The following is a 23,668-nucleotide window of genomic DNA, read 5'->3' on the forward strand; positions in this document are numbered from 1 at the left end:
GGCATATGGATACGGTCAATGGCACGCTCACGCCGAGCGTAGGAGTAGCGCGCGTCGACCGCGACGTCGCGAGCAGGTTCGCGACCTGCTGTCGCGCGTTGGGATTGTCCGTCAACGATCGGCAGCGCCCCGCCGACCTCGCGGCCGCCCGATCGGGATTCACCGAGCTGACGCGCATCGCCCGCGAACAGTGCGACGGCTGGGTCGGTCTGGCCGCCGCCGGCGCGGGTATCGGTGACGATGCCCCGCGCGTCATCGAGACCATCTGGCGGACCGCCGCGACCTTGGGCGTCCTGCAGCGCGACATCGCGCTGGTCCCCGGTGCCCTCGCGTTCACCTACGACACCGGCCTGTATCTGGAATTCCGGGCCGCCGATCGCGACGACATCCAACTGGCCTACGCCGCAGCGCTGGCTGAGCGCGGCGACTTCGCCACGGCCGATCAGCTGGCGGCCGAGCTCACCGAGCGCCGACCCGCCTGGTTGCAGGCCCGTTGGGTCCGGGTGGCGATCTTCCACCGCACCCGGCGCTGGTCGGATGTGGTGCGGCTGCTCACCCCGGTGGTCAACGACCCCAAGCTCGACGAGCACTACGCGCACGCCGCCCGGGTGACGCTGGGTATCGCCCTGGCCAACCTCGGCATGTACGCGCCGGCCATCTCGCACCTGGAGAACCCGGAGGGTCCCGTCGCGGTGGCCGTCGTCGACGGCGGGCTGGCCAAGGGGCTGTCACTGCGTGCCCAGGGCGACGCCGACGAGGCGGGCGATGTGCTCGCCGAGTTGTACGCCGCCAACCCCGAACATGCGGGAACCGAAGCGGCGCTGCTCGATTCGTCTTTCGGTCTGACCACCACCACTGCGGCGCGCATCGACGCCCGCAGCGATCCGTGGGATCCGAACACCGAACCCGGCGAAGGCGACTTCGTCGACCCGGGCGCCAAGGAGCGCAAGGCGCATCTGCTGACCGAGGCCGAGGCCGAACTGGCCGAGTTCATCGGCCTCGAAGAGGTCAAGTATCAGGTCGCCCGCCTGAAGAGTTCGGTGGCCATGTCGATCCGGCGCCAGGAACGTGGCCTGGCCGTCGCCCAGCGCACCAACCACCTCGTCTTCGCCGGTCCGCCCGGCACCGGCAAGACCACCATCGCCCGCGTCGTCGCCAAAATCTATTGCGGGCTGGGACTTTTGAAGAAGGAGACGGTGCGCGAGGTGCACCGTGCGGACCTCATCGGCCAGCACATCGGCGAAACCGAGGCAAAGACCAACGCGATCATCGACAGCGCGCTGGACGGCGTGCTGTTCCTGGACGAGGCGTACGCCCTGGTGTCCACCGGCGCCAAGAACGACTTCGGTCTGGTGGCGATCGACACCCTGCTGGCCCGGATGGAGAACGACCGCGACCGCCTGGTGGTCATCGTCGCCGGCTACCGGGCCGATCTCGACCGATTCCTGGACACCAACGAAGGTCTGCGTTCGCGCTTCACCCGCAGCATCGACTTCCCGTCCTACAGCGCACCGGAGTTGGTCGAGATGGCCATGCGGATGGCCGAGAAACGCGACAGCATCTTCGAGCCCGCGGCGCACGACGCAATGGAGACGCTGTTCGCGCAGCTGGCCGCCGGCAGCACCCCGGACGGCAACGGTGTGGCGCGCCGCAGCCTCGACATCGCCGGTAACGGCCGCTTCGTGCGAAACCTTGTCGAACGTTCCGAAGAGGAACGCGAATACCGATTGGACCATTCCGATTCCGACGACTTCACCGACGACCAATTGATGACCATCACCGCCGATGACGTCAACCGCTCGGCCGGCCCGCTGCTGCGCGGCCTGGGACTGACGGTGCCCGGACAATGAGCGAGACGAACGGTGACCGGCGCGAGTTCACCTCGCGCACACCGGTGAACGAGAATCCGGACCACGTTGCCTACCGGCGCGGGTTCGTCACCCGCCACCAGGTGTCGGGCTGGCGATTCATGATGCGCCGGATCGCCTCCGGGGTGGCGCTGCACGACACCCGGATGCTGGTGGACCCGCTGCGCAGCCAGAGCCGCGCCGTGCTGGTCGGCGCCCTCGTGGTGATCACCGGCGTGGCCGGCTGCTTCGTGTTCTCGCTGATCCGTCCGGGCGGGGACGCCGGCAGTTCGACCATCATCGCCGACCGCGACACCTCGGCGTTGTACGTGCGCATCGGCGACGTGGTGCACCCCGCGCTGAACCTCACCTCGGCCCGGCTGATCGCCGGCCAGCCCGACAACCCCACCCTGGTCAAGAGCGCCGAGATCGACCGATTCGCCAGGGGCAACCTCATCGGTATCCCGGGTGCGCCGGAACGCATGGTGCAGAACACGTCTCGGGACGCCGCGTGGACGGTCTGCGACGCTAGTGGGAATTCTCCCGTCGCCCCGGCGACCGGAGTCACCGTGCTCGCAGGCACGCCCGACCAGACGGGGGAGCGTGCCACCGCGCTGCCCGCCGGTCACGTCGTACTGGTGCAGAACGTGGGTGGCGTGCACGCGGGTACGTGGCTGCTGTGGAACGGTAAGCGCAGCCCGATCGACCTGGGCAACCGTGCCGTCACCGACGCCCTCGGCCTGGGCACCGACATTCCCGCACCCCGGGTGATCGCACCCGGATTGTTCAACGCCATCCCCGAATCGGCGCCGCTGGTGGCGCCGGCACTGCCCGGTGCCGGGACCCCGCCGCGCTTCGCGCTGCCGGTGCAGGCACCCATCGGCGCCGTGGTCGCCTCGTATGAGGCGAACAACAGCATCCGGTACTACGCCGTGCAAGCCGATGGCCTGCAACAGATTTCGGCGGTGCTGGCCGCGATCCTGCGCAACACCGACTCATACGGGCTGCAGCAGCCGCCGCGCCTGGGCGCCGACGACGTGTCCCGGCTGCCTGCGGTCACCGGCATCGACACCGCGGCGTACCCCTCCGACGAGGTGACTCCGGTGGATGCCTCGGCCGACCCGGTGACCTGTGCCTACTGGTCCAAGCCGGCCGACGCCACCGAGAGTTCGCTGACGCTGCTGTCCGGGGCGGCCCTGCCGCTGCCCGACGGCCGGCGCACGGTCGATCTGGTCGGAGCGGGGAACGGCAGCACTGCCAACCGGGTGGCGCTGTCGCCCGGGAGCGGCTACTTCGTCCAGTCCGTGGGTTCGGACGCCGGTGCACCGCAAGCGGGCTCGGCATTCTGGGTCAGCGATACCGGTGTGCGCTACGGCGTCGACACCGCCGGTGACAGCAAAGCCGTTGCCGCACTGGGCCTGACACCGCCACCGGTCGCGATTCCGTGGTCGATGCTCACCCAGTTCGCAGCAGGCCCGACCCTGTCGCGTGCCGACGCGCTGGTCGCACACGACGCACTGCCCGCCGACCCGAGACCTGCCGCGGTGAACACCGCCCGCGAGGGAGACAACTGATGAGCCGCTTGATCTTCGAGGCCCGGCGGCGCGTCCCCGCGCCGGAGGTCCGTAAGGGCGCGATCACCATCGAGGCGCCCCCGACGCTGCCGCGTCTGGTGCCGCCGTCCCTGCTGCGCCGCGTGCTGCCGTACCTGATCGTCATCCTGATCGTCGGGATGATCGTCGCGCTGGTGGCCACCGGTATGCGGTTGATCTCACCGACCACGCTGTTCTTCCCGTTCGTGCTGCTGCTGGCCGCGACCGCGATGTACCGCGGGTCGGACAACAAGCTGCGCACCGAGGAGGTCGACGCCGAGCGCGCCGACTATCTGCGCTACCTGTCGGTGGTGCGGGACAACGTCCGCGCCCAGGCCGAGTCGCAGCGGGCGGCACTGGAATGGTCGCATCCGGATCCGGAGCTGCTGGCCGCCGTGCCGGGCACCCGCAGGCAATGGGAACGCGACCCCCACGACGCCGACTTCCTGGTGCTGCGCACCGGTCTGCACGACGCACCCTTGTCCACGGCGTTGCGCGTCAAGGATGCCGGCGACGAGGTCGATCTGGAGCCGGTGTCGCACACCACTTTGCGCGGCCTGCTCGACGTGCATCGCACCGTGCGCTCGGTGCCTGCCGGGATCGACCTGGCCAAGGTCTCGCGGGTCACCGTGCTCGGTGATCCCGACGAGGTGCGAGATGCGCTGCGGGCGTGGGTGGCTCAGGCAGTCACCTGGCATGATCCGGCAGTGCTCGGCGTGGCACTGGCCACCCCTGATCTGGAAGCCCCCGACTGGTCCTGGCTGAAATGGCTGCCGCACAGCGATATCGCCGGCGAGGCAGACGGTGTCGGCCCGGCGCGCTACCTGGCGGCCGGCGCCGACGAACTACGAGGCCTGCTGGCGCCCGTGCTGACAGACCGTGACCCGTTCACCGGGGACGCGCTCGCGTCGGGCAAGCATCTGCTCATCGTGCTCGACGACCCCGAGATCGATCCCGACGACGTGTGCCACCGCGCAGGCGCCGCGGGCGTCACCGTCGTGCACCGGTCGGACGCCGAGCCCCACCGCGAACAGTATTCGGATCCGGAGCGTCCGATCCTGAAGGTCGCCGACGGCAGGATTTCTCGGTGGCAGAGCGGGGGCTGGCAGCCCTACGTCGACAACGCCGACGGGTTCTCCGCCGGCGCGGCCACGCACCTGGCCCGCCGGTTGGCGCGCTGGGACTCCAACCCCGACCAGGCGCGTACCGCGGCCTCGGGGGCGTCGACATTCACCACGCTGTTCGGCATCCCGGATGCCTCCGCCCTCGACATCGCCGGTCTGTGGGCACCCCGTGACCGCGACAACGAACTGCGCGTGCCCATCGGCGTCACCGCCACCGGGGAACCGCTGCTCTTCGACCTCAAGGACGAGGCAGAGGGCGGCATGGGCCCGCACGGGCTGATGATCGGAATGACCGGCTCCGGCAAGTCGCAGACCTTGATGTCGATGCTGTTGTCGCTGTTGACCACTCATTCGGCCGACCGGCTGATCGTCATCTACGCCGACTTCAAGGGTGAGGCGGGGGCCGACATCTTCCGGCACTTCCCGCAGGTGGTCGCCGTCATCTCCAACATGGCCGAAAAGCGTTCGCTGGCCGACCGGTTCGCCGACACCCTGCGCGGCGAGGTGGCCCGCCGAGAGCAGCTGCTCAAGGAATCCGGACGCCAGGTCCAGGGCAGCGCGTTCAACTCGGTGACCGAGTACGAGGCCGCCATCGCGGCCGGGCACGACCTGCCGCCCATCCCGACACTGTTCGTGGTGGCCGACGAGTTCACCCTGATGCTCGCCGAACACCCCGAGTACGCCGACCTGTTCGACTACGTGGCACGCAAGGGTCGCTCCTTCCGGATCCACATCCTGTTCGCGTCGCAGACGCTGGACGTGGGCCGGATCAAGGACATCGACAAGAACACCTCGTACCGCATCGGCCTGAAGGTGGCCAGCCCGTCGATCAGCAGGCAGATCATCGGCGTGGAGGATGCCTTCCACATCGAGTCGAGCCGCGAGCACAAGGGCGAGGGCTTCCTGGTGCCTTCCCCGGGAGCGACACCGATCAAGTTCCGCAGCACCTACGTCGACGGCATCTACGATCCGCCGCGCGCTGCGCGTTCGGTCGTCGTGCAGTCGCTGCCGGAGCCGCAGGTGTTCACCGCGGGCCGGGTGGAGCCGGCGGTGGAGACGATCATCCTGGCCGCCGAGCCCGAAGAGGTACCGGTGCCGCGCAAGCTGATCGCCACCATCGGCGACCAACTCGCCGCGTACGGGCCGAAGGCACCGCAGCTGTGGCTGCCCCCGCTGGACGGGTCGATCCCGCTGGCCGAGGTGCTCGGCCATGCAGGTGTTCCCGAGCACCAATTCCAGTGGCCGCTCGGCGAGATCGACAAGCCGTTCGAGATGCGCCGCGACGCACTGGTGTTCGCGGCCGGCTCGGCTGCAGGCAACGTGCTCATCCACGGCGGACCCAAGTCTGGCAAGTCCGGCGCACTGCAGACCTTCATGCTCTCGGCGGCCGCGCTGCACTCCCCGCGGGAGGTCAGCTTCTACGTCCTGGACTACGGCGGAGGTCAGCTGGCGCCGATGGCCGATCTGGCCCACGTCGGTGCCGTCGCATCCCCGCTGCAGCCCGAACGTATCCGGCGTACCTTCGCCGAACTGGAGCAGCTCCTGCGCCAACGTCAGGAGCGCGGCGCGGTCAACCGGGCCGGCACCTACGAAGACGGCTACGGCGAGGTGTTCCTCGTGATCGACAACCTGTACGCCTTCAGTCGCGACAACGTCGACACGTTCAACACCCGGAACCCGTTGCTGGCCAAGGTCACCGAACTGGTCAATACCGGCCTGGCGTACGGCATCCACGTCGTGATCACCACGCCGAACTGGCTGGAGGTGCCACTGGCCATGCGCGACGGCCTGGGGCTGCGGCTTGAGCTCAAGCTCAACGACTCCCATGACAGCAATGTCCGGGTCGTCGGTGCGCTGCGCCGTCCGGCCGATTCGGTGCCGGCCGAGCAGCCGGGCCGCGGCCTGACCATGGCCGCCGAACACTTCCTGTTCGCCGAGCCGGACCTGCGCCTGATCCCCGCGATCAACGCCCGCTACCCGGAGCTCAGTGCCCCCGAGGTCCGACTGCTACCGACGCAGCTCCTCCCGAATGCGCTGGGCCCGTTGTACATCGGCCCGGAGCAGGTGGTCATCGGCCAGCGCGAAGAAGATCTGCGTCCGGTGGCGATCAACTTCGCCCGCCATCCGCTGATGATGGTCTTCGGCGATACCCGCTCCGGCAAGACGACGCTACTGCGGCACCTGATCCGCACGATCCGGGACAACTCGACCGCCGACAGTGTGGCGTTCACCGTCGTGGACCGCCGGCTGCAACTGGTCGACGAGCCGTTGTTCGCCGACAACGAGTACACCCCGAACATCGACCGCATCACCCCGGCGATGCTCGGGTTGGCCGGGCTGCTGGACAAGCGCCGCCCGCCGGCCGGCCTGTCGCCGGGTGAGCTGCGCAACTGGAAGTTCGAGGGACACACCCACTACCTGATCATCGACGACGTCGATCAGATCCCGGACGGCCCGGCCGTCAGTGGCCCGTACGTCGGCGCGCGGCCGTGGACACCTCTGCTCGGATTGCTCGCTCAGGCAGATGATCTGGGGCTGCGGGTGATTGTCACCGCCAGGGCCAGCGGCTCGGCGCACGCGGTGATGACCGCACCACTGCTGCGCAGGCTCAACGACCTGCAGGCGACCACCGTCATGCTGTCGGGCAGCCCCGCGGACGGCGGGAAGTTGCGCGGGCATCGCTTCACCCGGCTGCCCGCGGGCCGCGCCATGCTGCTCGGCGACAGCGAGGTCGCCACCTACGTCCAACTGGTTAACCCCTTGGTCCCCGAGCATGTGTCGGGTATCGCTTCGAACGGAAAGGAATACAGCTGATGACTCTGCGTGTCGTTCCCGAAGGTCTGACCGCCGCCGGAGCCGCGGTCGAAGCGTTGACAGCACGGCTGGCCGCGGCCCACGCCGCCGCCGCACCGGTGGTGAACGCGGTGCTCCCGCCGGCCGCCGATCCCGTGTCGCTGCAAACCGCCGCCGGTTTCAGCGCCGCAGGTGTCGAACACAGCACCGTCGCGGCGCTCGCCGTGGAGGAGCTCGGCCGGGCCGGAGCCGGGGTGGCCGAATCGGGGGCGAGTTACTCCGCCGGTGATGCGCTGGCCGCGTCGTCGTACCTGATCGCGCGCGGCTGACGTGACCGCCCCCATCTGGATGGCCCTGCCACCCGAGGTGCATTCGGCGCTGCTCAGCAGCGGCCCGGGCCCCGGGTCGCTACTGGCCGCCGCGGGGGCGTGGCAGGCACTCAGTGCCGAATATGCGACGGCTGCAGGCGAACTCGTCACCACCCTGGGATCGGTCGGCGCAGGTTCGTGGGAGGGCCCGAGCTCGGAACAGTACATCGCCGCGCACCAGCCGTATCTGATGTGGCTGGCGCAAGCAGGCACCCACAGCGCGATCGCCGCGGCGCAGCACGAAACCGCGGCCGCTGCCTACAGCACCGCCCTGGTCACCATGCCGACGCTGGCCGAACTGGCCGCCAACCACGTCGCGCACGGCGTGCTGCTGGCCACGAACTTCTTCGGTCTCAACACCATTCCCATCGCGGTGAACGAAGCCGACTACGTCCGAATGTGGATCCAGGCGGCCACTGTGATGACCACCTACCAGGCGGTGTCGGCTGCCACCGTGGCTGCCACGCCCGTGCTGCAACCGGCACCGATGGTGGTGCTCCCCGGCGTCGGTGAGGCGGGTGCGGCGGCTGCGACGGCCACCCAGTCGCTGGCACAGGCCCAGGCAGTGGATTCCGGTACCGCACTGGACAGTTCGAACTCGATCGCAAGCTTCCTCGAGCAGTACATCAAGTCGCTGGTGGGCGGCGACCTCATCTGGGATTTCTTCAAGGACCCGATCGGGACGACCCGGCAGATCATCCTCGACTTCCTCACGAACCCGACCGCGGCGCTGGTGCAGTGGGGGCCGCTGTTGTCCGCGCTGCTCTATCAGGCGATCCTGCAGCCGGTCGGCTGGGGAACCTGGATCGGGGTGGCCATCCTTCCGTTCCTGTTGCCCGCTCTGGCCGGCGTCGGCCTGGCCATGCTGGGTCTGCTCGCCCTCATCCCGCAACCCGAGGTGCCTGCGGAAGCCGCCGTGCCCGAGGCACCTGCGCAGCGGGCCGACCAGCCCAACGTGTGGCCGGTGGCCAGCGTCGCCCCGACCATCAGCGCCCCAGCGGGTGCGCCGGCGGGTGCGCCGGCCGGCACCGCGCCCGTGAGTGCACCCGCGGCCGCCCCGGTGGCGGCCACCGCCGTGGCGTACGCCGTGCCCGGTGGCGGTCCCGATGAGGGCTTCACGCCGGTGATCCGGGACCACACCGCGGCCAAGGCGCCCGCCTCGGGATCGGCCGCCGCGATCGGTTCGGCCGCCGCGCTGACGGCGATGGAGCGGCGCAAGCGACGCCGCAAGAAGGCCGCCGAGATCAAGGATTTCGCGTACGCCGACGAATACATGGACTACGACGAGGACGACGAGCGCCCACCGGTTCCCCATCAGGAGGAGCCGGCGGTCCGGGCATCCGCGCGCGGCGCGGGGCCGATGGGGTTCAGCGGCACCGTCGCCGGGGACGGCAAGGCGGCCGGGCTGACCGAGATGACCGGCGATCAGTTCGGCGGCGGACCGGTGGACCCGATGCTGCCCGGCAACTGGACGTCAGGACCAGAAGGGGGACAGCACAACTGAGCGCAACCCCGAATACGAGTCCGTCCGATCACTACATTCGAAAGGAACATTCATGAGCATGCTCGACGCACACATCCCGCAGATCGTCGCCTCGGAGTCCGCATTCGGCGCCAAGGCGGCCCTGATGCGTAGCACCATCGCGCAGGCCGAGCAGGCCGCCACCGCTTCGCAGGCCTTCCACATGGGCGAGTCCTCCGCGGCGTTCCAGGGTGCGCACGCCCGCTTCATCGAGGTGGCTGCCCGGGTGAACGCACTGCTGGACATCGCCCAGGCCAACCTGAGCGACGCGGCAGGCACCTACGTGGCGCAGGACGCGTCCGCCGCCACGACCTACACCTCCATCTGACCCACCAGCCGACCAGGAGAACAACATGTCGCAGATCATGTACAACTACCCGGCCATGCTGGGACTCGCCGGCGAAATGGCCGGTTACGCAGGCGCACTGAACGCGGTGGGCGCCGACATCGCCGCCGAGCAGGCCGCCCTGGGCAGCGCCTGGCAGGGCGACACCGGGATGACGTACCAGGCGTGGCAGGCGCAGTGGAACACCAGCATGGTCGAGTTGGTCCGGGCGTACCAGGCGATGGCCAGCACCCATGAGACCAACACCGTCGCGATGAACGCCCGCGATCAGGCCGAGGGCGCCAAATGGGGCTAGATGGCTGCTAATGCGGTCGAGCTGACCGTCGAGCAGGCCTGGTACCTCGCCGAACTGACCGGGGCAGGCTCGTTCCCGTGGGTGCTGGCCATCACGCCGCCCTACAGCGAGCCGTCGGTCGCAGGTGCGTTCGCGGCCGATCGGGTCGCCGAACTCACCGCACTCGGTGTCATCTCCGCGGGTGGCACCATCAATCCCGCGGTTGCCCAATGGATCACGTTGACCTGCCGGGCGCGGCAGTGGCTGGAGATCCGCGTGGTGAGCGCCGGCGGCAACATGCTGCGTGGCGTGGTCGGCCGGAGCGACGGGATGGTAATCGTCGCGCTGCGCAGCGGGGGTCTTGTGACGTTCACCGAGATGGACATCGCGCACCCGCATGACCTGGTGCCGGTTCTGACCGCCGGGTTGCAAGCGCGCACACCTGCGGACTTCGACGACTTCACCGTCCCCATGCGTGCGGGTGCCCGCGCGGACGAGAAGTTGCGCGGCGGAACTGATCTCGCCGAGGTCATCGACCACCTGGGGATCCCGCCGTCCGCGCGCCCGGTGGTGGAGTCGGTCCTCACAGGCCGGCGTAGCTACGCAGAGATCGTCGCCGGCGAACACCGCGACGGATACCGGGTGAGCACTCAGGTGGGCGTCAGCGTCGTCGACTGTGCAGCCGGGCGCCTGCTGGTGTACCCCACGCAGGCGTTCGACGGCGAGTGGGTCTCGACCTTCACCCCCGGACACACGTCGGCGATCGCCGACGCGGTGGAACGCCTGACCGCGAGCCTGCCGGACGGCTCCTGGCTCCCCTCCCGACTGAGAAAAGATTTCGACCAGAGAACGGAAAACCGATGCCCGACAACACTGTGATGCCGATCGTGCGGGTGGCCGTGCTGGCCGCCGGTACTGGTGGCGAAGGCGAGCAAGCCGGACGGCTCACGGAACTGGCGCTGCCGGCCGAACTGCCGCTGCGCGAGATCATTCCGGCCGTCCAGCGCACCGTGCTGCCCACCAGCGGCGACCGCGACGACACCCTTACCCGGCTGAGTCTCGCCCCGATCGGCGGCGCGCCGTTCAGCCTGGACGCGACGCTGGACACCGTCGGCGTGGTCGACGGTGATCTGCTGGCGCTGCAGGAGATTCCGGCCGGCCCGGCCGCGCCCCGAATCATCGAGGACATCGCCGACGCGGCAGTGATCTTCTCCGCCGCACGCGAGCGGGCCTGGGGCGCAGCGCAGATCCAGCGTGGCGGCGCCGTCGCGGTGATCGCGCTCGTGCTGCTGGCGACTTTGTTGGCGGCCACCTTCCGGGTCAGCACCGGCCACGCCGCCGGGCTGTTCACCCTCGCCGGCGTCGCACTGGTGACGGTGGTGGCAGCCCTGGTGGCCCGGGCGGGTTCCCCCGCATTGGGTACCGCACTGGCGGTCACGGCACTCGTACCCGTCGCGGTGGCGTTCGCGCTCGCGGTTCCCGGCGACGTCGGCGCCGCACAGTTGCTGCTCGCCGCGGCCGGCGTGACTGCGTGGTCGATCATCAGCATCGTGGTGTTCGAGCGCGCCATCGCTACGTTCACAGCGGCGGCGGTGACCGGGTTCGGTGTGCTGCTGTTCGCGGCGCTGGCCAGTGTCTGGGAGCTGACCGACACCCGGATCGGTTGCGGTCTGATCGTTTTCGCCTTGCTGGTCACCGTGCAGGCCGCCCAGTTGGCCGCCCTGTGGGCACGGCTGCCCGTCCCCGTCATCCCGGCGCCCGGTGACCCGACGCCGTCGGCCCAACCGTTGCGCATCCTGGAGGATCTGCCGCGCCGGGTTCGCGCCACCAACGCCCATCAGACCGGCTTCCTGGCCGCCGGTGTGCTGCTGTCGGTCGCTGGGTCGGTGATCCTGGTCGGTGGACCCGCGGTGTCACCGTGGGCGTGGGTGCTGGTGGTCGCCGCCGCGGCGGGTATGGCCCTGCGCGCCCGGGTGTGGGATTCGGCCGCGTGCAAGGCCTGGCTGCTGAGCCATTCGTTCCTGGTGACCGCGGTGCTGCTGGTCGTCCTGCTGGTCACCGACCGCTACACCGCGGCCTGGTGGGCGCTCGGCGTGCTCACCGCCCTGGTGGCCGCCTGGGTGCTGGTGGCGCTCAACCCGCGGATCGCCGCGCCGGACACCTACTCACTGCCCGCCCGGCGCCTGCTCGGCTTCGTCGCCGCCGCGGTGGACGCGTCGGTGATCCCGCTGGCCGCCTACCTGCTGGGGCTGTTCGAATGGGTCCTGAATAGGTGACCGGAAAGCGAAGTGCGTCGGCAGCTTTCGGCGCCGTCGGTGCCGTGGCGCTGCTGATCTGTCCCTCCGCGCTGGCGATCACCCCGCCCGCGGTCGACGATCAGATCGCCCCGCCCGCGGGTTCGGCCGGTCCGGTACAGACGATGAGCCTGCGCACCCCGTGCGTGACCACGGGTGTGCTGCCCGACAGCGACCCGGCGGCGGTGAACCCGAATCAGTTGACCCTCAACCTGTCCGGGGCATGGCAGTACAGCCGTGGGGACGGGCAGACCGTGGCCGTCATCGACACCGGCGTACACCCGGGGCCGCGGCTGCCGAACGTGCAGGCGGGCGGCGACTTCGTCGCATCATCTGACGGACTGACCGACTGCGACGGCCACGGCACCCTGATCGCCGGACTGATCGCCGGCCAGCCCGGTGCCGACGGATTCTCCGGCGTCGCGCCCGGTGCCGAACTGCTCGCGATCCGCCAGACGTCGGCGCACTACTCGCCCGCGCAGCAGGGTGCAGACCCAGTGACCACCCGGGCCACCATCGACGTCGCGACCTTGGCGCGTGCCGTGGTGCGGGCCGCCGATCTGGGTGCCCGGGTCATCAACATCTCCGCGGTGACGTGTCTGCCCGCCGACAGCGCCGTCGATCAGTCCGCGCTGGGCGCTGCGCTGCGCTACGCGGCGGTGCAGAAGGATGCCGTGATCGTCGCGGCCGCAGGCAACAGCAGCTCCACCACCGGAGCCGGAACCACCTGCGCGGCAAACCCGTTGGCCGATCCGGCGCGCCCGGACGACCCGCGCAACTGGGGCGGGGTCACCTCGGTGTCCATTCCGTCCTGGTGGCAGCCGTACGTGTTGTCGGTGGGCGCGCTGACTCGCGCCGGGGAGCCGGCACCGTTCAGCATGGCCGGACCGTGGGTCGGTATCGCCGCCCCGGGGCAGGACATCACCTCGGTGAGCAACGGGGGAGACGGTGGCCTGGCCAACGGGCTGCCCAACGCCAAGGGTGAACTGGCGTCGGCCAGTGGGACGAGTTACGCCGCGGCGTATGTGTCGGGTGTGGCGGCGCTGGTGCGCGCCCGGTTCCCCGAGTTGACCGCAGACCAGGTGGTGCGCAGGTTGACCGTCACCGCACACGGCGCCGATCGGTCGCCGTCCAATCTGGTGGGCGCGGGCAGCGTCGACCCCGTCGCCGCGCTGACGTGGGATGTCCCCGGGCCCGGTGGTCCGGCCGACACGACGAGAACGGTTGCGGCACCGCCGCCTCCCGCTCAGAAGGACCTCACCCCGCGGACCGTCGCGTTCCTCGGCACCGGTGCACTCGCGCTGCTCGTGCTGGCCGTCGCCGCGATCACCGCACACCGACGGAAGGACACAGCCGCATGACGGCCCGACTCGCACTGGCCTTGCTTTTCATCGTTCCGGCCGCACTCGCCTACCCGTGGCAGACCGCCACCTCGCGATGGGTTCTGGGTGCGGCCATCGCCGTGGTGATCGTTGTGTTCGCTTGGTGGCGTGGGCAATTCGTCACCACTCTGCTGGGCCGGCGGTTGGCGATCATCGGTCGCAACGCCCGGAAGAAGGCGCCGGTGACGGCCTCTGCCGACCGCGCGTCGATACTGCTGCGGATCGAATCGGCGGAAAGCGAACTGCCGGTGGCGCTGATCGCCGGATATGTCGATCGCTACGGCCTGCGCTGCGACAAGGTGCGGATCACCAGCCGCGACGCCGGCGGCCGCCGCCAGACGTGGGTGGGACTGACCATGGCCGCCGCAGATAACCTGGCCGCGCTGCAGGCCCGCTCGGCGCGGATCCCGTTGCACGACACCACCGACATCGTCGGGCGGCGGCTGGCCGATCAGTTGCGGGAGAACGGCTGGACGGTGACCGCCATGGACGGCGGCCAGCCGGATCCGGTATCGGACGGGGCGAAGGAATCGTGGCGGTCACTGGCCGATGACGCCGGCTTCGTTGCGGCCTATGGGATCCCGGTGCACCAGTTGCCGGAGGTGCTCGATGCGGTGTGGGCACATCCCGCGCAGGAGACCTGGACCGCCGTCGAGTTCGGTCCGCACTCCGCCGCGGCGCTCGTCGCGCTGCGCACCGCGGATGCGCCCGGCGCCGCGGTGCCGGTACCCGGGCTGATCCGGCTCGGTGGCCGGCAACGTCCCACCCTGGATGCGCTGAATCTCTTTGCCGCCCAGCGGCTTGACGGTCATTCTCCGGCCGAACACGAGCTTGCCTCGCAGCTGCGTTGGCCGGCGGGCGTGCCCGAGGCGTCCGTCAGAACATGAACGGGTGCATGAATCGCGTCATCCGGCGCAGATAGTCCGGCTGGCTGACGTGCAGGATGTGGTTGCCCGGGAACCAGTGGAATGCGCAACGGTCCCAGTGTCGCCACAGTGCCTCGGCCTGCTGCGGGGGCGCCATCCTGTCACCGAGCCCGGCGATGATCAGGCGGCGGTCCCGGGGGACCAGCGGCCGGTAGTTCAGCGGTGAATGGAACATGGTGGCCGCATCGGACTTGGCCTTGTCGATGTGGGTGATCCGGTTGCCCAGGCTGACAAGCTTGTTCGCCGGGAACCAGTCGTCGAACGCGGCCTCCGGGGTGACCACCGGGACGTTCGGGATGACCGCCTGAATGCGGTCGTCCACGCTGGCGATCAGAGCCGCGGTATAGCCGCCGAGCGACATCCCCGTCAGCGCAATGCGATCCACCCCGGTGTGCTCCAGATGGTCGAGTACCGAACGGAAGTCGTGCACAGCCTGGGCCATCGCCTCGGCGAAGCCCGCCATACCGTCGGCGAAATACCCGTATCCGCTGTAGGGCGAGTTCTTCTCGGCGCGCGGGCCGTGGAACGGCAAGGTGTAGAGCAGCACGTCATAACCGGACCGGTAGAACCACGGCAGGGCGAAGAACAGGCCATTGAGCAGGTAGGGCGAACCCATGAAACCGTGGATGACGCACAGCGTCGGGCGGGGTCCGTCCCTGTGCACCCAATGCTGCGCATGCACGACGTTGTTGCGGGAGTAGCCCCGGCGCTGGTCCCGTAGCGCCGGGTTGACGGCTTCGAAGCTGCTCTGGAACCGGATGTTGCGGACCTCGCCGTGCGCCATCCAGGTGGCCACCGGGTTGGCCGGGCGCGAGGACACCCGCGGTGGTGTGGTCGGCGCCGGGAACGACCGTTGCGCGTCGTGTTCGGCCGCCAGGTCGATGTAGAAATCCAGTTCCTCGGCGGCGACGCCGGACGGGTGCAGTGCCGCCCCCACGAGACGGGGCAGCATCGCCGCGCCGATGATCGAGGCGACGGTGGTGCGCAGGCCCAGATCGGCGATCGCCGAGGCGTCGACCACCAGTCTCTGCTGCCAGGTCAGGTCGACGCGGCGGGGCAGGCCGCGGGCGGTCGCGTCGGCGCCTGCGATGTCGGGCACCGGGATGGGCGGTACGGATGGCGGAGCCCCTGGAACCTGCGCTGGTTCGGTCACAGGCCGATGCTAACGGGACCGAGGTCAGTTCGGCCCGAAGATGCGTGCGGCATTGCCGTGGAAGACGCCGCGCAGCCAGTCGTCGTCGACGCCGGGCAGCCGGGTCACCGCCGTCATCGCCTCGGTGTAGCCGTAGGGGATGTTCGGGAAATCGCTGCCCCAGAGGATGCGGTCGCCGAGTCCGCGCAGCCGCGCGTAGTCGGAGGTGGGGAACGGCATGGTCTCCTCGACGAATCCGGTGAACGCCATCGTCGTGTCCAGGTACACCTCGAAACGCTCGGCGAGGTCCAGGAATTCGGTGTATTCGGGCATCCCCATGTGCGCGACGATGAGGCGCAACCGCGGATGGCGCTCCAGGACCGCGCGCACCGGGTCCGGGCCGGTGTGGTTGCCGGGCTGCGGTCCGGACCCGCAGTGGATGACGGTCGGGGTTCCGGCGTCGGCGAGCACGCCCCACACCTCGTCGAGCAGCGGGTCGGTCGGGTCGTAGCCGCCCACCTGCACGTGGGCCTTGAACACCCGGGTCCCGCCGGCGATGGCCGCACCGACGTAATCGGCCGCACCCGGTTCCGGGAAGAACGTCGCGGTGGACAGGCAGTCCGGGGTGTCGGCCGCGAACTGCGCCGCCCACTGGTTCAGCCAGGCGGCCATCTCCGGCTTGTGCGGATACACCAGCGACGTGAAGGCCAGGACCCCGAACGAACGCAGCGTCTGCAGGCGGGCCCGCTCGTCGGTGCGGTAGGTGATGGGCCAGGGCCGGCCCACCAGCGGGCCGGCGGCATCGAAGTACTGCCAGACCTTGTCCATGACGTTCTTGGGCATGAAGTGCGTGTGTACGTCGAAGATGCCAGGCAGCCCGAGGGGCTCCCAGATCTGGCGTACCGAAGTCGGCTCATCCATCGTGTTTGAACATACCCACGGGCTTGAGGAGGAGAATGGCGAGCGTGTGGAATCCGGATGTGTACCTGGCCTTTGCCGATCACCGTGGCCGGCCGTTCTACGATCTGCTGTCGCGGGTTGCGGCGGACAGCCCGCGCCGCGTTGCCGACCTGGGCTGCGGGCCCGGCAACCTGACCGCGACGTTGGTCCAGCGCTGGCCCGGCGCACGCATCGAAGCGTGGGATTCGTCGCCGGAGATGGTGGCGAAGGCGCGCGAGCGTGGTCTGGACGCTGACGTCGGCGGCATCGAGGAGTGGATCCCGCAACCCGACACGGATGTGGTTGTGTCCAACGCGGCGCTGCAGTGGCTACCGGAGCACCGGGACATCGTGCTGCGGTGGACGCGTCAGCTGGCGCCGGGATCGTGGATCGCGTTCCAGGTGCCCGGCAACTTCGATGCGCCGTCGCACGAAGCCGTGCGGGAGGTGGCCCGTCGGGAACAGTTCGTCGAGGCGCTGCGGGACATGCCCTGGCGGGACGCCGCTGTGGTCGGCACCCCCGTCGAATACGCGGGCCTGCTCACCGACGCCGGCTGCGTCGTGGACGCCTGGGAGACCACCTATATCCACGAATTGCACGGTGAGACACCGGTGCTCGACTGGATCACGGGTACCGCGCTGACCCAGGTGAAAGCACGGCTGTCCGACGAACTGTGGGAGCAGTACCGGCAGGCCATCATCCCGGTGCTGGCGCAGGCCTACCCGGTGCGCGACGACGGGATCACGTTCTTCCCGTTCCGGCGGCTGTTCGTCGTCGCCCAGACCCGGTGATTTGTGGAGCCGCACCCGTAACCATTACGGGCGGCGTCGGTGGTGTCCACCACCAGATCGGGCGCTTCGGGCGCCTCGTAGGGAGCGTCGATCCCGGTGAGCCCCTTCAGTTCTCCGGACTTGGCCCGCGCATAGAGACCTTTGGGATCGCGGCGGGCGCATTCGTCCACCGGGGTGGCGACGTGCACCTCGATGAACGGCAGCTTGGCGGCATCGTTGAGGGACCGGGCGATCTCACGGTCGGATTTCAGCGGTGACACCAGAGCGGCCAGGGCGACGACACCGGCGTCGGCCAGCAGCCGGGTGAGATGGCCGACGCGCCGGATGTTCTCGGTCCGGTCACCCGCGGAGAAGCCGAGATCGTCGGACAGACCGTGGCGCAGGTTGTCCCCGTCCAACAGGTAGGCCACCCGGCCGGCCTCGACCAGGGCGCGCTCCACGGCTACGGCCAGGGTCGACTTGCCCGAGGCGGGCAGTCCGGTGAACCAGATGGTGGCTCCACGCTGACCGGTCTTACCCCACCGGTAGTCACGGTCCAGCGACGACGGATGCCACTTGATGTCGGAACGGTTGTGGCCGCTGGGTTTGACCTCGCGGGCCTCCAGGATTATCCCGGCGCCGACGGTGTCGTTGGAGACCTCGTCGATCAGGATGAACGCGCCGCTGTCGCGGTTCTCGGCGTACGGGTCGGCCACCACGATGGAGCTGGTCCGCAATGTGACCGACCCGATGTCGTTGAGCGCCAGCTCAATCGGGCCGTCGACCTCGTCGAGCGTCTCGGGATCGAGTTTGGTGTGCAGGTCCTGCACCGTGGCGCGCACGGTGCGGGTGCCCTGCTTGAGGGCCAACCGGTCGCCGGCACGCAGCGGGCTGTCCAGGAACCAGCAGACCGTGGCGTCGACCTCGCGGGCCAGCACCGGCAGCGACGCATTGTTGGCGGCGCTGACGAACACGTCGCCACGGCCGACGTCGATATCGTCGGCCAGTTCGATGGACACCGACAGCGGCGCCACCGCGGTGGCACGATCGTCATCCAGGGTGTCGACCACGGTGACGGTGGACCTGGTGCCGGACGGCAAGCTCACCACCGTGTCGCCGACGCTCAGCGTCCCGGCCGACAGCCTGCCGGTGTAGCGGCGGCGCTGTTCGGCGGTCGGGCGTGACACCCACTGAACGGGCAGGCGCAGGCTGGACGGTTCGGGGTGTGGAGCCGAAAGCTCGATGTTCTCAAGGTATTCCAGCAACGTCGGGCCCTGGTACCACGGGGTGTTCGGCGACCGGTGCACGACGTTGTCGCCGAGTTTGGCGGCGATGGGGATGACCGACAGGTCGGCGCCACCGAGGCGGTCGGCGACCAGCTGCAGCTCCCGTGTCACCTCGTCGAACCGGCCCTGGTCGAAGTCGACCAGGTCGATCTTGTTGACGGCAGCCACGAAGTGCTTGATACCGAGTAGTTTTGCGATCCTGGCATGCCTGCGGGTCTGGCGCAGGACACCGGCGCGGGCGTCCACGAGCAGGATGGCCACGTGCGCATTGGAGGCGCCGGTGAACATGTTGCGGGTGTAGCGCTCATGGCCCGGTGTGTCGGCCAGGATGTAGCTGCGGTTCTCGGTGGAGAAGAACCGGTAGGCGACATCGATGGTGATGCCCTGTTCCCGCTCGGCGCGCAGCCCGTCGGACAGCGCGGCGAGGTCGGCCACCCCCTCCTCGTCGGTGACGGCTTCCAGGTGATCCAGTGGGAGACTGTCGGTGTCGTGCAGCAGACGCCCGATGAGCGTGCTCTTGCCGTCGTCGACCGAACCTGCGGTGGTGATGCGAAGAAGTTGTCTGGTTCGAGCGCTCATCAGAAATAACCCTCTCGCTTGCGATCTTCCATGGCCGCAACGGATGTCCGGTCATCGGCGCGGGTCTCGCCGCGCTCGGACACGGTGGCCGCGGAGATCTCGTTGATCACCTGATCGATCCGGGTGGCGCGCGAGCGGACCGCGCCGGTGATGGTCAGGTCGCCGACGGTGCGGTAGCGCACCCACTCCACGGCCGCCGTCTCATCGCCGGTGGGTTGGGTGTACTCCGACACCGCCAGCAGGATGCCGTCGCGTTCGAACACCTCGCGCTCGTGGGCGAAGTAGATCGACGGCAGCTCAAGGTTTTCCAGCTCGATGTAGCGCCAGATGTCGATCTCGGTCCAGTTCGACAGCGGGAACACCCGGACCTGCTCACCCTTGCGGATCCGGCCGTTGTACAGCGTCCAGGGCTCGGGCCGCTGTGCCCGCGGGTCCCACTGGCCGAACTCGTCACGGAAACTCAGTATGCGTTCTTTCGCGCGTGCGCGTTCCTCGTCGCGACGGGCACCGCCGAATGCGGCGTCGAACCCGCCGGCCTCCAGTGCGTCGAGCAGGGTGCGGGTCTGCTGCCGGTTCCGCGAGGCGCCCGGTCCCGGGTCGGCGACCCGGCCGCTGTCGATGGTCTCCTGCACGGAGCCGACGAGCAGCTTGTGCCCCTGACCGGTGGTGCGGCGGTCCCGGAATTCGATGACCTCGTCGAAGTTGTGCCCGGTGTCGACGTGCAGGACGGGGAAGGGCAGCGGTCCGGAGCCCTTCCCGTCGCTTCGCTCGCCCCCGCGCCGGAAAGCCTTCTCCGCCAACCGCAATAGCACGATCGAGTCCTTGCCCGCGGAGAACAGCAGCACCGGCCGCTGCAGCTCGGCGACCACCTCGCGGATGATGTGCACGGCTTCGGCTTCCAGCAGCCGCAGCTCGTCGACCCGAATCGTGTCGGTCGCACTTGTCATGTCGGCAGTCCCTCCCGGTGCGCGTCTGCGCGGTAGCGGTCAACCCATTCGTCGGATCGTTGGTCGGCCTGGCGTTCCAGCACCGGTTTCGGCGCCAGTCCCGGATCCAGGCCCAGCTGCTCAAGCACCGTGGCGACCACGGTGGTGAGGTTGCGCCACAGATACGGGTAGGAGACGTCGATCGGTTCGACACTCTCCTCGTCAAACCAGTTGCGCCAGCCTGCTTCCTGGTCGCGCAACAACTTCACGACGTGGGCGATGCCACCGGCGTGGTATTCGGCCCGGGCGTCGCGGCCCGGGTCGGGGCGGCCGCGCCACACCCGGGTCTGCACGGCGCGCCAGAACGACACGGCTTGGGAGACCACGTCGGGCCGGTAGACGTGGATAAGCACCGGATCGCTGCCGACGACGTCGCGGATGGCCGCGAGCAGCCCGTCACCCGAGCGGTTGGGCAGGTCCTTGGCGCGGTCCAGCAGCAGCGGGGTCTGGTTCCACATCAGCTTGCCGCCCCACACGCCGTTGGGGGTGCGCCCGACCGTCTGGATGTAGTCGCGCCAGATCTCGGCGGGCGCCAGATCGGGCTTGCCCTCGACGATCGGGTCGAGCAGGCGCAGGATCGACTCGTCTTCGACGTCGGCGAACCATTCCCGCGGCTGCGGCGACATGCTGGTGGTCGGCAGGTACTGGAAGAATTCCTGCGGTTCGCCGGCGACGCCTGTGGCGCGCAGGGATTCCACGAGCAGAGTGCTGCCGCTGCGTTGTGAGGCGAGGACGAGATACGCCGTGGGTGCCGTCGGTGTGGACATGCGCGAGAGCCTAACGGGTGCTGTTCCGACCTGCTCAGAGGGCTTTTTCACGCGCCGTGAGTATTACTCTTGCCGATCTGCACGGTGTCGATTCCGCGGTCCTCGGCGATGCCTGAGCGGCTGGTGGCGGGGCGTCCGTGAATACGCAAGTATGTCTGGGTGTAGCGCTCTGAGATGCGGCTACCCGCGAAATCCGAAGGGATGACGTCATTGGTCTCGTGTCGCCAGTCGTCGAGCTTGAGCGCCAGTTCCCCGGCGATCGCCACGGCGGCACCGGAGTCCACGTCGCTAGCACTCTCGGTGAGCAGATTGCGGGACTCGGTCGGGTCCGCGTTCAGGTCGTAGAGTTCGCGCTCCGGGCGTGGCGCGGTGGACAGCGGGCCGACGGCTTGGCCCGGCGGGCTGTCGGCGATGTCCCACGGCAGATCCAGCATGGGTCGCGCCGTGTAGTTCTCGATGTAGCTGTAGTCCTTGGTCCGGATGGCGCGGATCGGATCGAACGAGTCGTGGTAGGTCTTGGTGGTGTAGACCTCGGTGCGGACCTCGGCGCCGGCCGCGGCGCGCAGATTGCCCGCATGTGAAAGGCCTTGCACCTCTTCGGGAATGGGCACGCCGAGCAGGTCCAGCAGCGTCGGGGTGAGGTCGACCCCGCTGAACAGATCGTCATAGACGCGGGGTGCGATGTCCGCGTCCGACGGTGGGCGCACGATCAGTGCGATACCGGTGCCCGCGTCGTACAGCGTCGACTTGGCCCTGGGCAGCGCGGGTCCGTGATCGGTGAGGAACACCACCCAGGTGGTGCGATCGAGGCCGGTTTCGGCGAGGGTGTCCAGCAGTTCTCCGACGGCGGCGTCGGCGACCGTGATGGACCCGTAGAAGTCGGCGAGATCTTGGCGGATCGCGGGGGTGTCGGGCAGATAGTCGGGCACGGTCACCGTGGTGGGATCGGCGGGGTCGTAGCGTTCCGGGGGATACGGCCGGTGCGTCTCGAAGAACCCCGTGGTGAGCAGGAACGGCTCGGGGCGATCCTCATTTCGCAACCAGTCGATGGCCCGCTCGACGACGTACTCACAGTACGAGTTGGACACGTCGTATTCGTCGAAACCCAGCCGGACAGGGTTGGACGTCTCGTGTTGCATGCCGAACAGGGCTGTGTGCCAACCGGACTCGGACAGCAGGCCCGGTAGCGTCTGCACGTCCGCGCGGTACTCCCAGCCGTGGTGGGCCAGCCCGAGCAATCCGTTGCTCTGCGGGTAGCGGCCCGTGAACAGGGATCCGCGCGACGGCGAGCACAGCGGGGCGGTGGCGTGCGCCCTGGTGAACAGGATGCCTTCGGCGGCCAGCTGGTCCAGTCGTGGGCTCTCGACGTCGCTGTGCTGGTAGGCGCCGAGGTAGCGGCCGAGGTCGTGCCAGTGCACGAACAACACGTTGTGGGGACGGGAGCCGGTCACAGAAAGTCCTTCATCGGATCTACACGGAACATGGCGGGGCGGTGATGGGCAACCCTTTCGTTCATCCCTATTTCCAGGCGAACACCGGCTGTTCGAGTTCGTCGACGGGGTCCGAGTTGCCCTGCAGGCACAGCCGGCGCACCTGGAGTAACACCGCACCGGTGGGTGCGTGGATGAGGTCGTTGCCCAGCGGAATCTGCACCACCGGTCGCGGGCTTTCGGGGATGGTGATGAAGCGGGGCGAATCCTCGCGCAGCAATTGGTGCAGGCCCACCCGGTACGCGGCGACCACCTCGGCGGGTGCCGGCCGAAGATCCAGGCGTCCACCGCCCCAGAGCACCACCGGGGTGATGACGTAGCCGGAACGGGTGGGGTAGTCGTCGAGCAGGCCCAGCACCGAGGAGTCGGGCAGCTCGACACCGATCTCCTCGTGCGTCTCGCGCAGCGCCGCGTCTACCGCCGTCTCGCCGGGGTCCAGCCGTCCACCCGGCAAGGCCCATTGCGCCGCATGGGAATTGAGCCGGGACGCGCGTCGGCACAGCAGGAAGGCGGCCCCGCCGGAGACGTCGATCATCCGGCCGTCCAGGCCGGCCTCCGGCATCGGCCTGCCGGCGATCCAATCGTCGACGGGCGCCGGGTCGACGCGGTCCTCGCCGAGTTCGGAATCCACCAGCAGGACCGCGACGGCGGCGCGTCGCTTGGCCGGATCGGTGACGGTACGCCGGTCGTGGCCGGCCAGGTTCGTTCGGATGCGTTCCCGCAGCGCGGCGTCGTAGGTGATGGTCACGGGTGAAACGGCACGCCGACGGCCCGGAACACCCACTCCGGGGGCACGTCGTAGGCCAGCTTGCGGGCGGGCAGCGCAGCCAGGACGTTGTCGAGCAGCGTCTCCTTGTAGTGCAGTGACAGCTGCCCGCTGCAGCGTGGGTCGACCTGGCCGACATCGACGTGGAGGTGCAGCCCGGCCTCGGAGATGTCCGCGGTCACCACGCCGGATTGTGGTGCATCCCAACTCTGGTCGATCACCCGGCCGGCCAGTTTGGGCACCGAGGAGAGGGTGGCCAGCACCCGCTGTGAGGTGAACACCAGCGAACCGGAGTAGCTGCTGACGCTGCCAGCCGAGCGCAGGCCGGGGACCTTGCCGGAGAAGTGCCGGGTCACCGCGACGTATTCGGCCAGATGGATGATGCCCTCGGCTTCCACGGCGGCGCGCAGGTCGTCGGGCAGCTTGCCGATGCCGAACAGCTTTCGGAGGAAGACGGCCATGGGGCCACAGTACGACGACTTGTG

General features: G+C 69.1%; 20 protein-coding genes. 12 read left to right on the forward strand and 8 right to left on the reverse strand.

Annotation, left to right across the window (positions count from 1 at the left end; genetic code table 11):
* Window positions 1-5 precede the first annotated feature (5 nt).
* The 11 genes from eccA to eccE are packed head-to-tail and all read left to right on the forward strand — an operon-like array spanning window position 6 to window position 14,429.
* Complete coding sequence (eccA, locus tag AC1DY7_RS25965) at window positions 6-1,850, forward strand: type VII secretion AAA-ATPase EccA (protein ID WP_477496619.1); 1,845 nt, start codon at window positions 6-8, stop codon at window positions 1,848-1,850.
* Window positions 1,847-3,421, forward strand: coding sequence for a type VII secretion protein EccB (eccB, locus tag AC1DY7_RS25970; protein ID WP_477496620.1), 1,575 nt, complete (start codon window positions 1,847-1,849; stop codon window positions 3,419-3,421). The genes eccA and eccB overlap by 4 nt, the downstream gene beginning before the upstream one ends.
* Window positions 3,421-7,377, forward strand: coding sequence for a type VII secretion protein EccCa (gene eccCa, locus AC1DY7_RS25975; protein ID WP_477496621.1), 3,957 nt, complete (start codon window positions 3,421-3,423; stop codon window positions 7,375-7,377). The genes eccB and eccCa overlap by 1 nt, the downstream gene beginning before the upstream one ends.
* Entirely contained in the window at window positions 7,377-7,685 is a 309-nt protein-coding gene (locus AC1DY7_RS25980) for a PE family protein (RefSeq protein WP_477496622.1), read from the forward strand. Before eccCa ends, AC1DY7_RS25980 begins: the two co-directional genes overlap by 1 nt.
* Window position 7,686: 1 nt before the next feature.
* The gene (locus AC1DY7_RS25985) at window positions 7,687-9,228 is read left to right on the forward strand and encodes a PPE domain-containing protein (RefSeq protein ID WP_477496623.1); all 1,542 of its coding nucleotides are present in this window, start codon (window positions 7,687-7,689) and stop codon (window positions 9,226-9,228) included.
* A gap of 52 nt (window positions 9,229-9,280) precedes the next feature.
* Window positions 9,281-9,574 (forward strand): type VII secretion protein EsxS, encoded by a 294-nt coding sequence (locus AC1DY7_RS25990; RefSeq protein ID WP_477496624.1) that lies wholly within the window; start codon window positions 9,281-9,283, stop codon window positions 9,572-9,574.
* Window positions 9,575-9,599: 25 nt separating this feature from the next.
* Window positions 9,600-9,887 (forward strand): WXG100 family type VII secretion target, encoded by a 288-nt coding sequence (locus AC1DY7_RS25995; RefSeq protein WP_477496625.1) that lies wholly within the window; start codon window positions 9,600-9,602, stop codon window positions 9,885-9,887.
* Window positions 9,888-10,745: an ESX secretion-associated protein EspG gene (locus AC1DY7_RS26000; RefSeq protein ID WP_477496626.1), complete on the forward strand. Its 858-nt coding sequence runs from the start codon at window positions 9,888-9,890 to the stop codon at window positions 10,743-10,745. It begins immediately after the preceding gene.
* Window positions 10,727-12,142, forward strand: a complete 1,416-nt coding sequence (gene eccD, locus AC1DY7_RS26005; RefSeq protein ID WP_477496627.1) for a type VII secretion integral membrane protein EccD — start codon at window positions 10,727-10,729, stop codon at window positions 12,140-12,142. The genes AC1DY7_RS26000 and eccD overlap by 19 nt, the downstream gene beginning before the upstream one ends.
* Window positions 12,139-13,521, forward strand: a complete 1,383-nt coding sequence (gene mycP / locus AC1DY7_RS26010) for a type VII secretion-associated serine protease mycosin (RefSeq protein ID WP_477496628.1) — start codon at window positions 12,139-12,141, stop codon at window positions 13,519-13,521. The genes eccD and mycP overlap by 4 nt, the downstream gene beginning before the upstream one ends.
* Window positions 13,518-14,429: a type VII secretion protein EccE gene (gene eccE, locus AC1DY7_RS26015; protein WP_477496629.1), complete on the forward strand. Its 912-nt coding sequence runs from the start codon at window positions 13,518-13,520 to the stop codon at window positions 14,427-14,429. Before mycP ends, eccE begins: the two co-directional genes overlap by 4 nt.
* Here eccE and AC1DY7_RS26020 read toward each other — a convergent pair.
* Together AC1DY7_RS26020 and AC1DY7_RS26025 are read right to left on the reverse strand one after the other, a co-directional pair.
* Window positions 14,419-15,621 carry an alpha/beta hydrolase family protein gene (locus AC1DY7_RS26020; protein WP_477496630.1) on the reverse strand — a complete coding sequence of 401 codons (1,203 nt, stop codon included), beginning with the start codon at window positions 15,619-15,621 and terminating at the stop codon, window positions 14,419-14,421. The two genes, eccE and AC1DY7_RS26020, sit on opposite strands and share 11 nt — an antisense overlap.
* Window positions 15,622-15,645: 24 nt before the next feature.
* Window positions 15,646-16,521, reverse strand: coding sequence for an amidohydrolase family protein (locus AC1DY7_RS26025; protein WP_477496631.1), 876 nt, complete (start codon window positions 16,519-16,521; stop codon window positions 15,646-15,648).
* Window positions 16,522-16,565: 44 nt separating this feature from the next.
* Between AC1DY7_RS26025 and AC1DY7_RS26030 the strand changes: the two genes are divergently transcribed.
* The gene (locus AC1DY7_RS26030; protein WP_477496754.1) at window positions 16,566-17,330 is read left to right on the forward strand and encodes a trans-aconitate 2-methyltransferase; all 765 of its coding nucleotides are present in this window, start codon (window positions 16,566-16,568) and stop codon (window positions 17,328-17,330) included.
* On the opposite strand, the gene cysC is transcribed toward AC1DY7_RS26030, so the two are convergent.
* The 6 genes from cysC to AC1DY7_RS26060 form a co-directional block, all read right to left on the reverse strand.
* Window positions 17,258-19,174: an adenylyl-sulfate kinase gene (gene cysC, locus AC1DY7_RS26035; RefSeq protein ID WP_477496632.1), complete on the reverse strand. Its 1,917-nt coding sequence runs from the start codon at window positions 19,172-19,174 to the stop codon at window positions 17,258-17,260. The two genes, AC1DY7_RS26030 and cysC, sit on opposite strands and share 73 nt — an antisense overlap.
* On the reverse strand, window positions 19,174-20,121 hold the full coding sequence (gene cysD, locus AC1DY7_RS26040; protein ID WP_477496633.1) for a sulfate adenylyltransferase subunit CysD: 948 nt from the start codon (window positions 20,119-20,121) through the stop codon (window positions 19,174-19,176). The genes cysC and cysD overlap by 1 nt, the downstream gene beginning before the upstream one ends.
* Window positions 20,118-20,927 (reverse strand): trehalose 2-sulfotransferase, encoded by an 810-nt coding sequence (gene stf0, locus AC1DY7_RS26045; protein ID WP_477496634.1) that lies wholly within the window; start codon window positions 20,925-20,927, stop codon window positions 20,118-20,120. Before stf0 ends, cysD begins: the two co-directional genes overlap by 4 nt.
* Window positions 20,928-20,974: 47 nt before the next feature.
* Window positions 20,975-22,378: a sulfatase family protein gene (locus tag AC1DY7_RS26050; protein WP_477496635.1), complete on the reverse strand. Its 1,404-nt coding sequence runs from the start codon at window positions 22,376-22,378 to the stop codon at window positions 20,975-20,977.
* Window positions 22,379-22,445: 67 nt separating this feature from the next.
* Complete coding sequence (locus tag AC1DY7_RS26055; RefSeq protein WP_477496636.1) at window positions 22,446-23,165, reverse strand: NUDIX hydrolase; 720 nt, start codon at window positions 23,163-23,165, stop codon at window positions 22,446-22,448.
* Window positions 23,162-23,644, reverse strand: a complete 483-nt coding sequence (locus AC1DY7_RS26060) for a hypothetical protein (RefSeq protein WP_477496637.1) — start codon at window positions 23,642-23,644, stop codon at window positions 23,162-23,164. Before AC1DY7_RS26060 ends, AC1DY7_RS26055 begins: the two co-directional genes overlap by 4 nt.
* Window positions 23,645-23,668: the final 24 nt, after the last annotated feature.

Source organism: Mycobacterium sp. P2_H7 (assembly GCF_056403275.1).

Excerpts from the sequence above, each read along its gene's own strand:
- AC1DY7_RS25990 (WP_477496624.1), top strand. The coding sequence starts at position 9,281 with ATGAGCATGCTCGACGCACACATCCCGCAGATCGTCGCCTCGGAGTCC.
- eccB (WP_477496620.1), top strand. The coding sequence starts at position 1,847 with ATGAGCGAGACGAACGGTGACCGGCGCGAGTTCACCTCGCGCACACCG.
- cysD (WP_477496633.1), bottom strand. The coding sequence starts at position 20,121 with ATGACAAGTGCGACCGACACGATTCGGGTCGACGAGCTGCGGCTGCTG.
- AC1DY7_RS25980 (WP_477496622.1), top strand. The coding sequence starts at position 7,377 with ATGACTCTGCGTGTCGTTCCCGAAGGTCTGACCGCCGCCGGAGCCGCG.
- eccA (WP_477496619.1), top strand. The coding sequence starts at position 6 with ATGGATACGGTCAATGGCACGCTCACGCCGAGCGTAGGAGTAGCGCGC.
- AC1DY7_RS25995 (WP_477496625.1), top strand. The coding sequence starts at position 9,600 with ATGTCGCAGATCATGTACAACTACCCGGCCATGCTGGGACTCGCCGGC.
- AC1DY7_RS26025 (WP_477496631.1), bottom strand. The coding sequence starts at position 16,521 with ATGGATGAGCCGACTTCGGTACGCCAGATCTGGGAGCCCCTCGGGCTG.
- stf0 (WP_477496634.1), bottom strand. The coding sequence starts at position 20,927 with ATGTCCACACCGACGGCACCCACGGCGTATCTCGTCCTCGCCTCACAA.
- AC1DY7_RS26000 (WP_477496626.1), top strand. The coding sequence starts at position 9,888 with ATGGCTGCTAATGCGGTCGAGCTGACCGTCGAGCAGGCCTGGTACCTC.
- eccE (WP_477496629.1), top strand. The coding sequence starts at position 13,518 with ATGACGGCCCGACTCGCACTGGCCTTGCTTTTCATCGTTCCGGCCGCA.
- eccD (WP_477496627.1), top strand. The coding sequence starts at position 10,727 with ATGCCCGACAACACTGTGATGCCGATCGTGCGGGTGGCCGTGCTGGCC.
- eccCa (WP_477496621.1), top strand. The coding sequence starts at position 3,421 with ATGAGCCGCTTGATCTTCGAGGCCCGGCGGCGCGTCCCCGCGCCGGAG.
- cysC (WP_477496632.1), bottom strand. The coding sequence starts at position 19,174 with ATGAGCGCTCGAACCAGACAACTTCTTCGCATCACCACCGCAGGTTCG.
- AC1DY7_RS26060 (WP_477496637.1), bottom strand. The coding sequence starts at position 23,644 with ATGGCCGTCTTCCTCCGAAAGCTGTTCGGCATCGGCAAGCTGCCCGAC.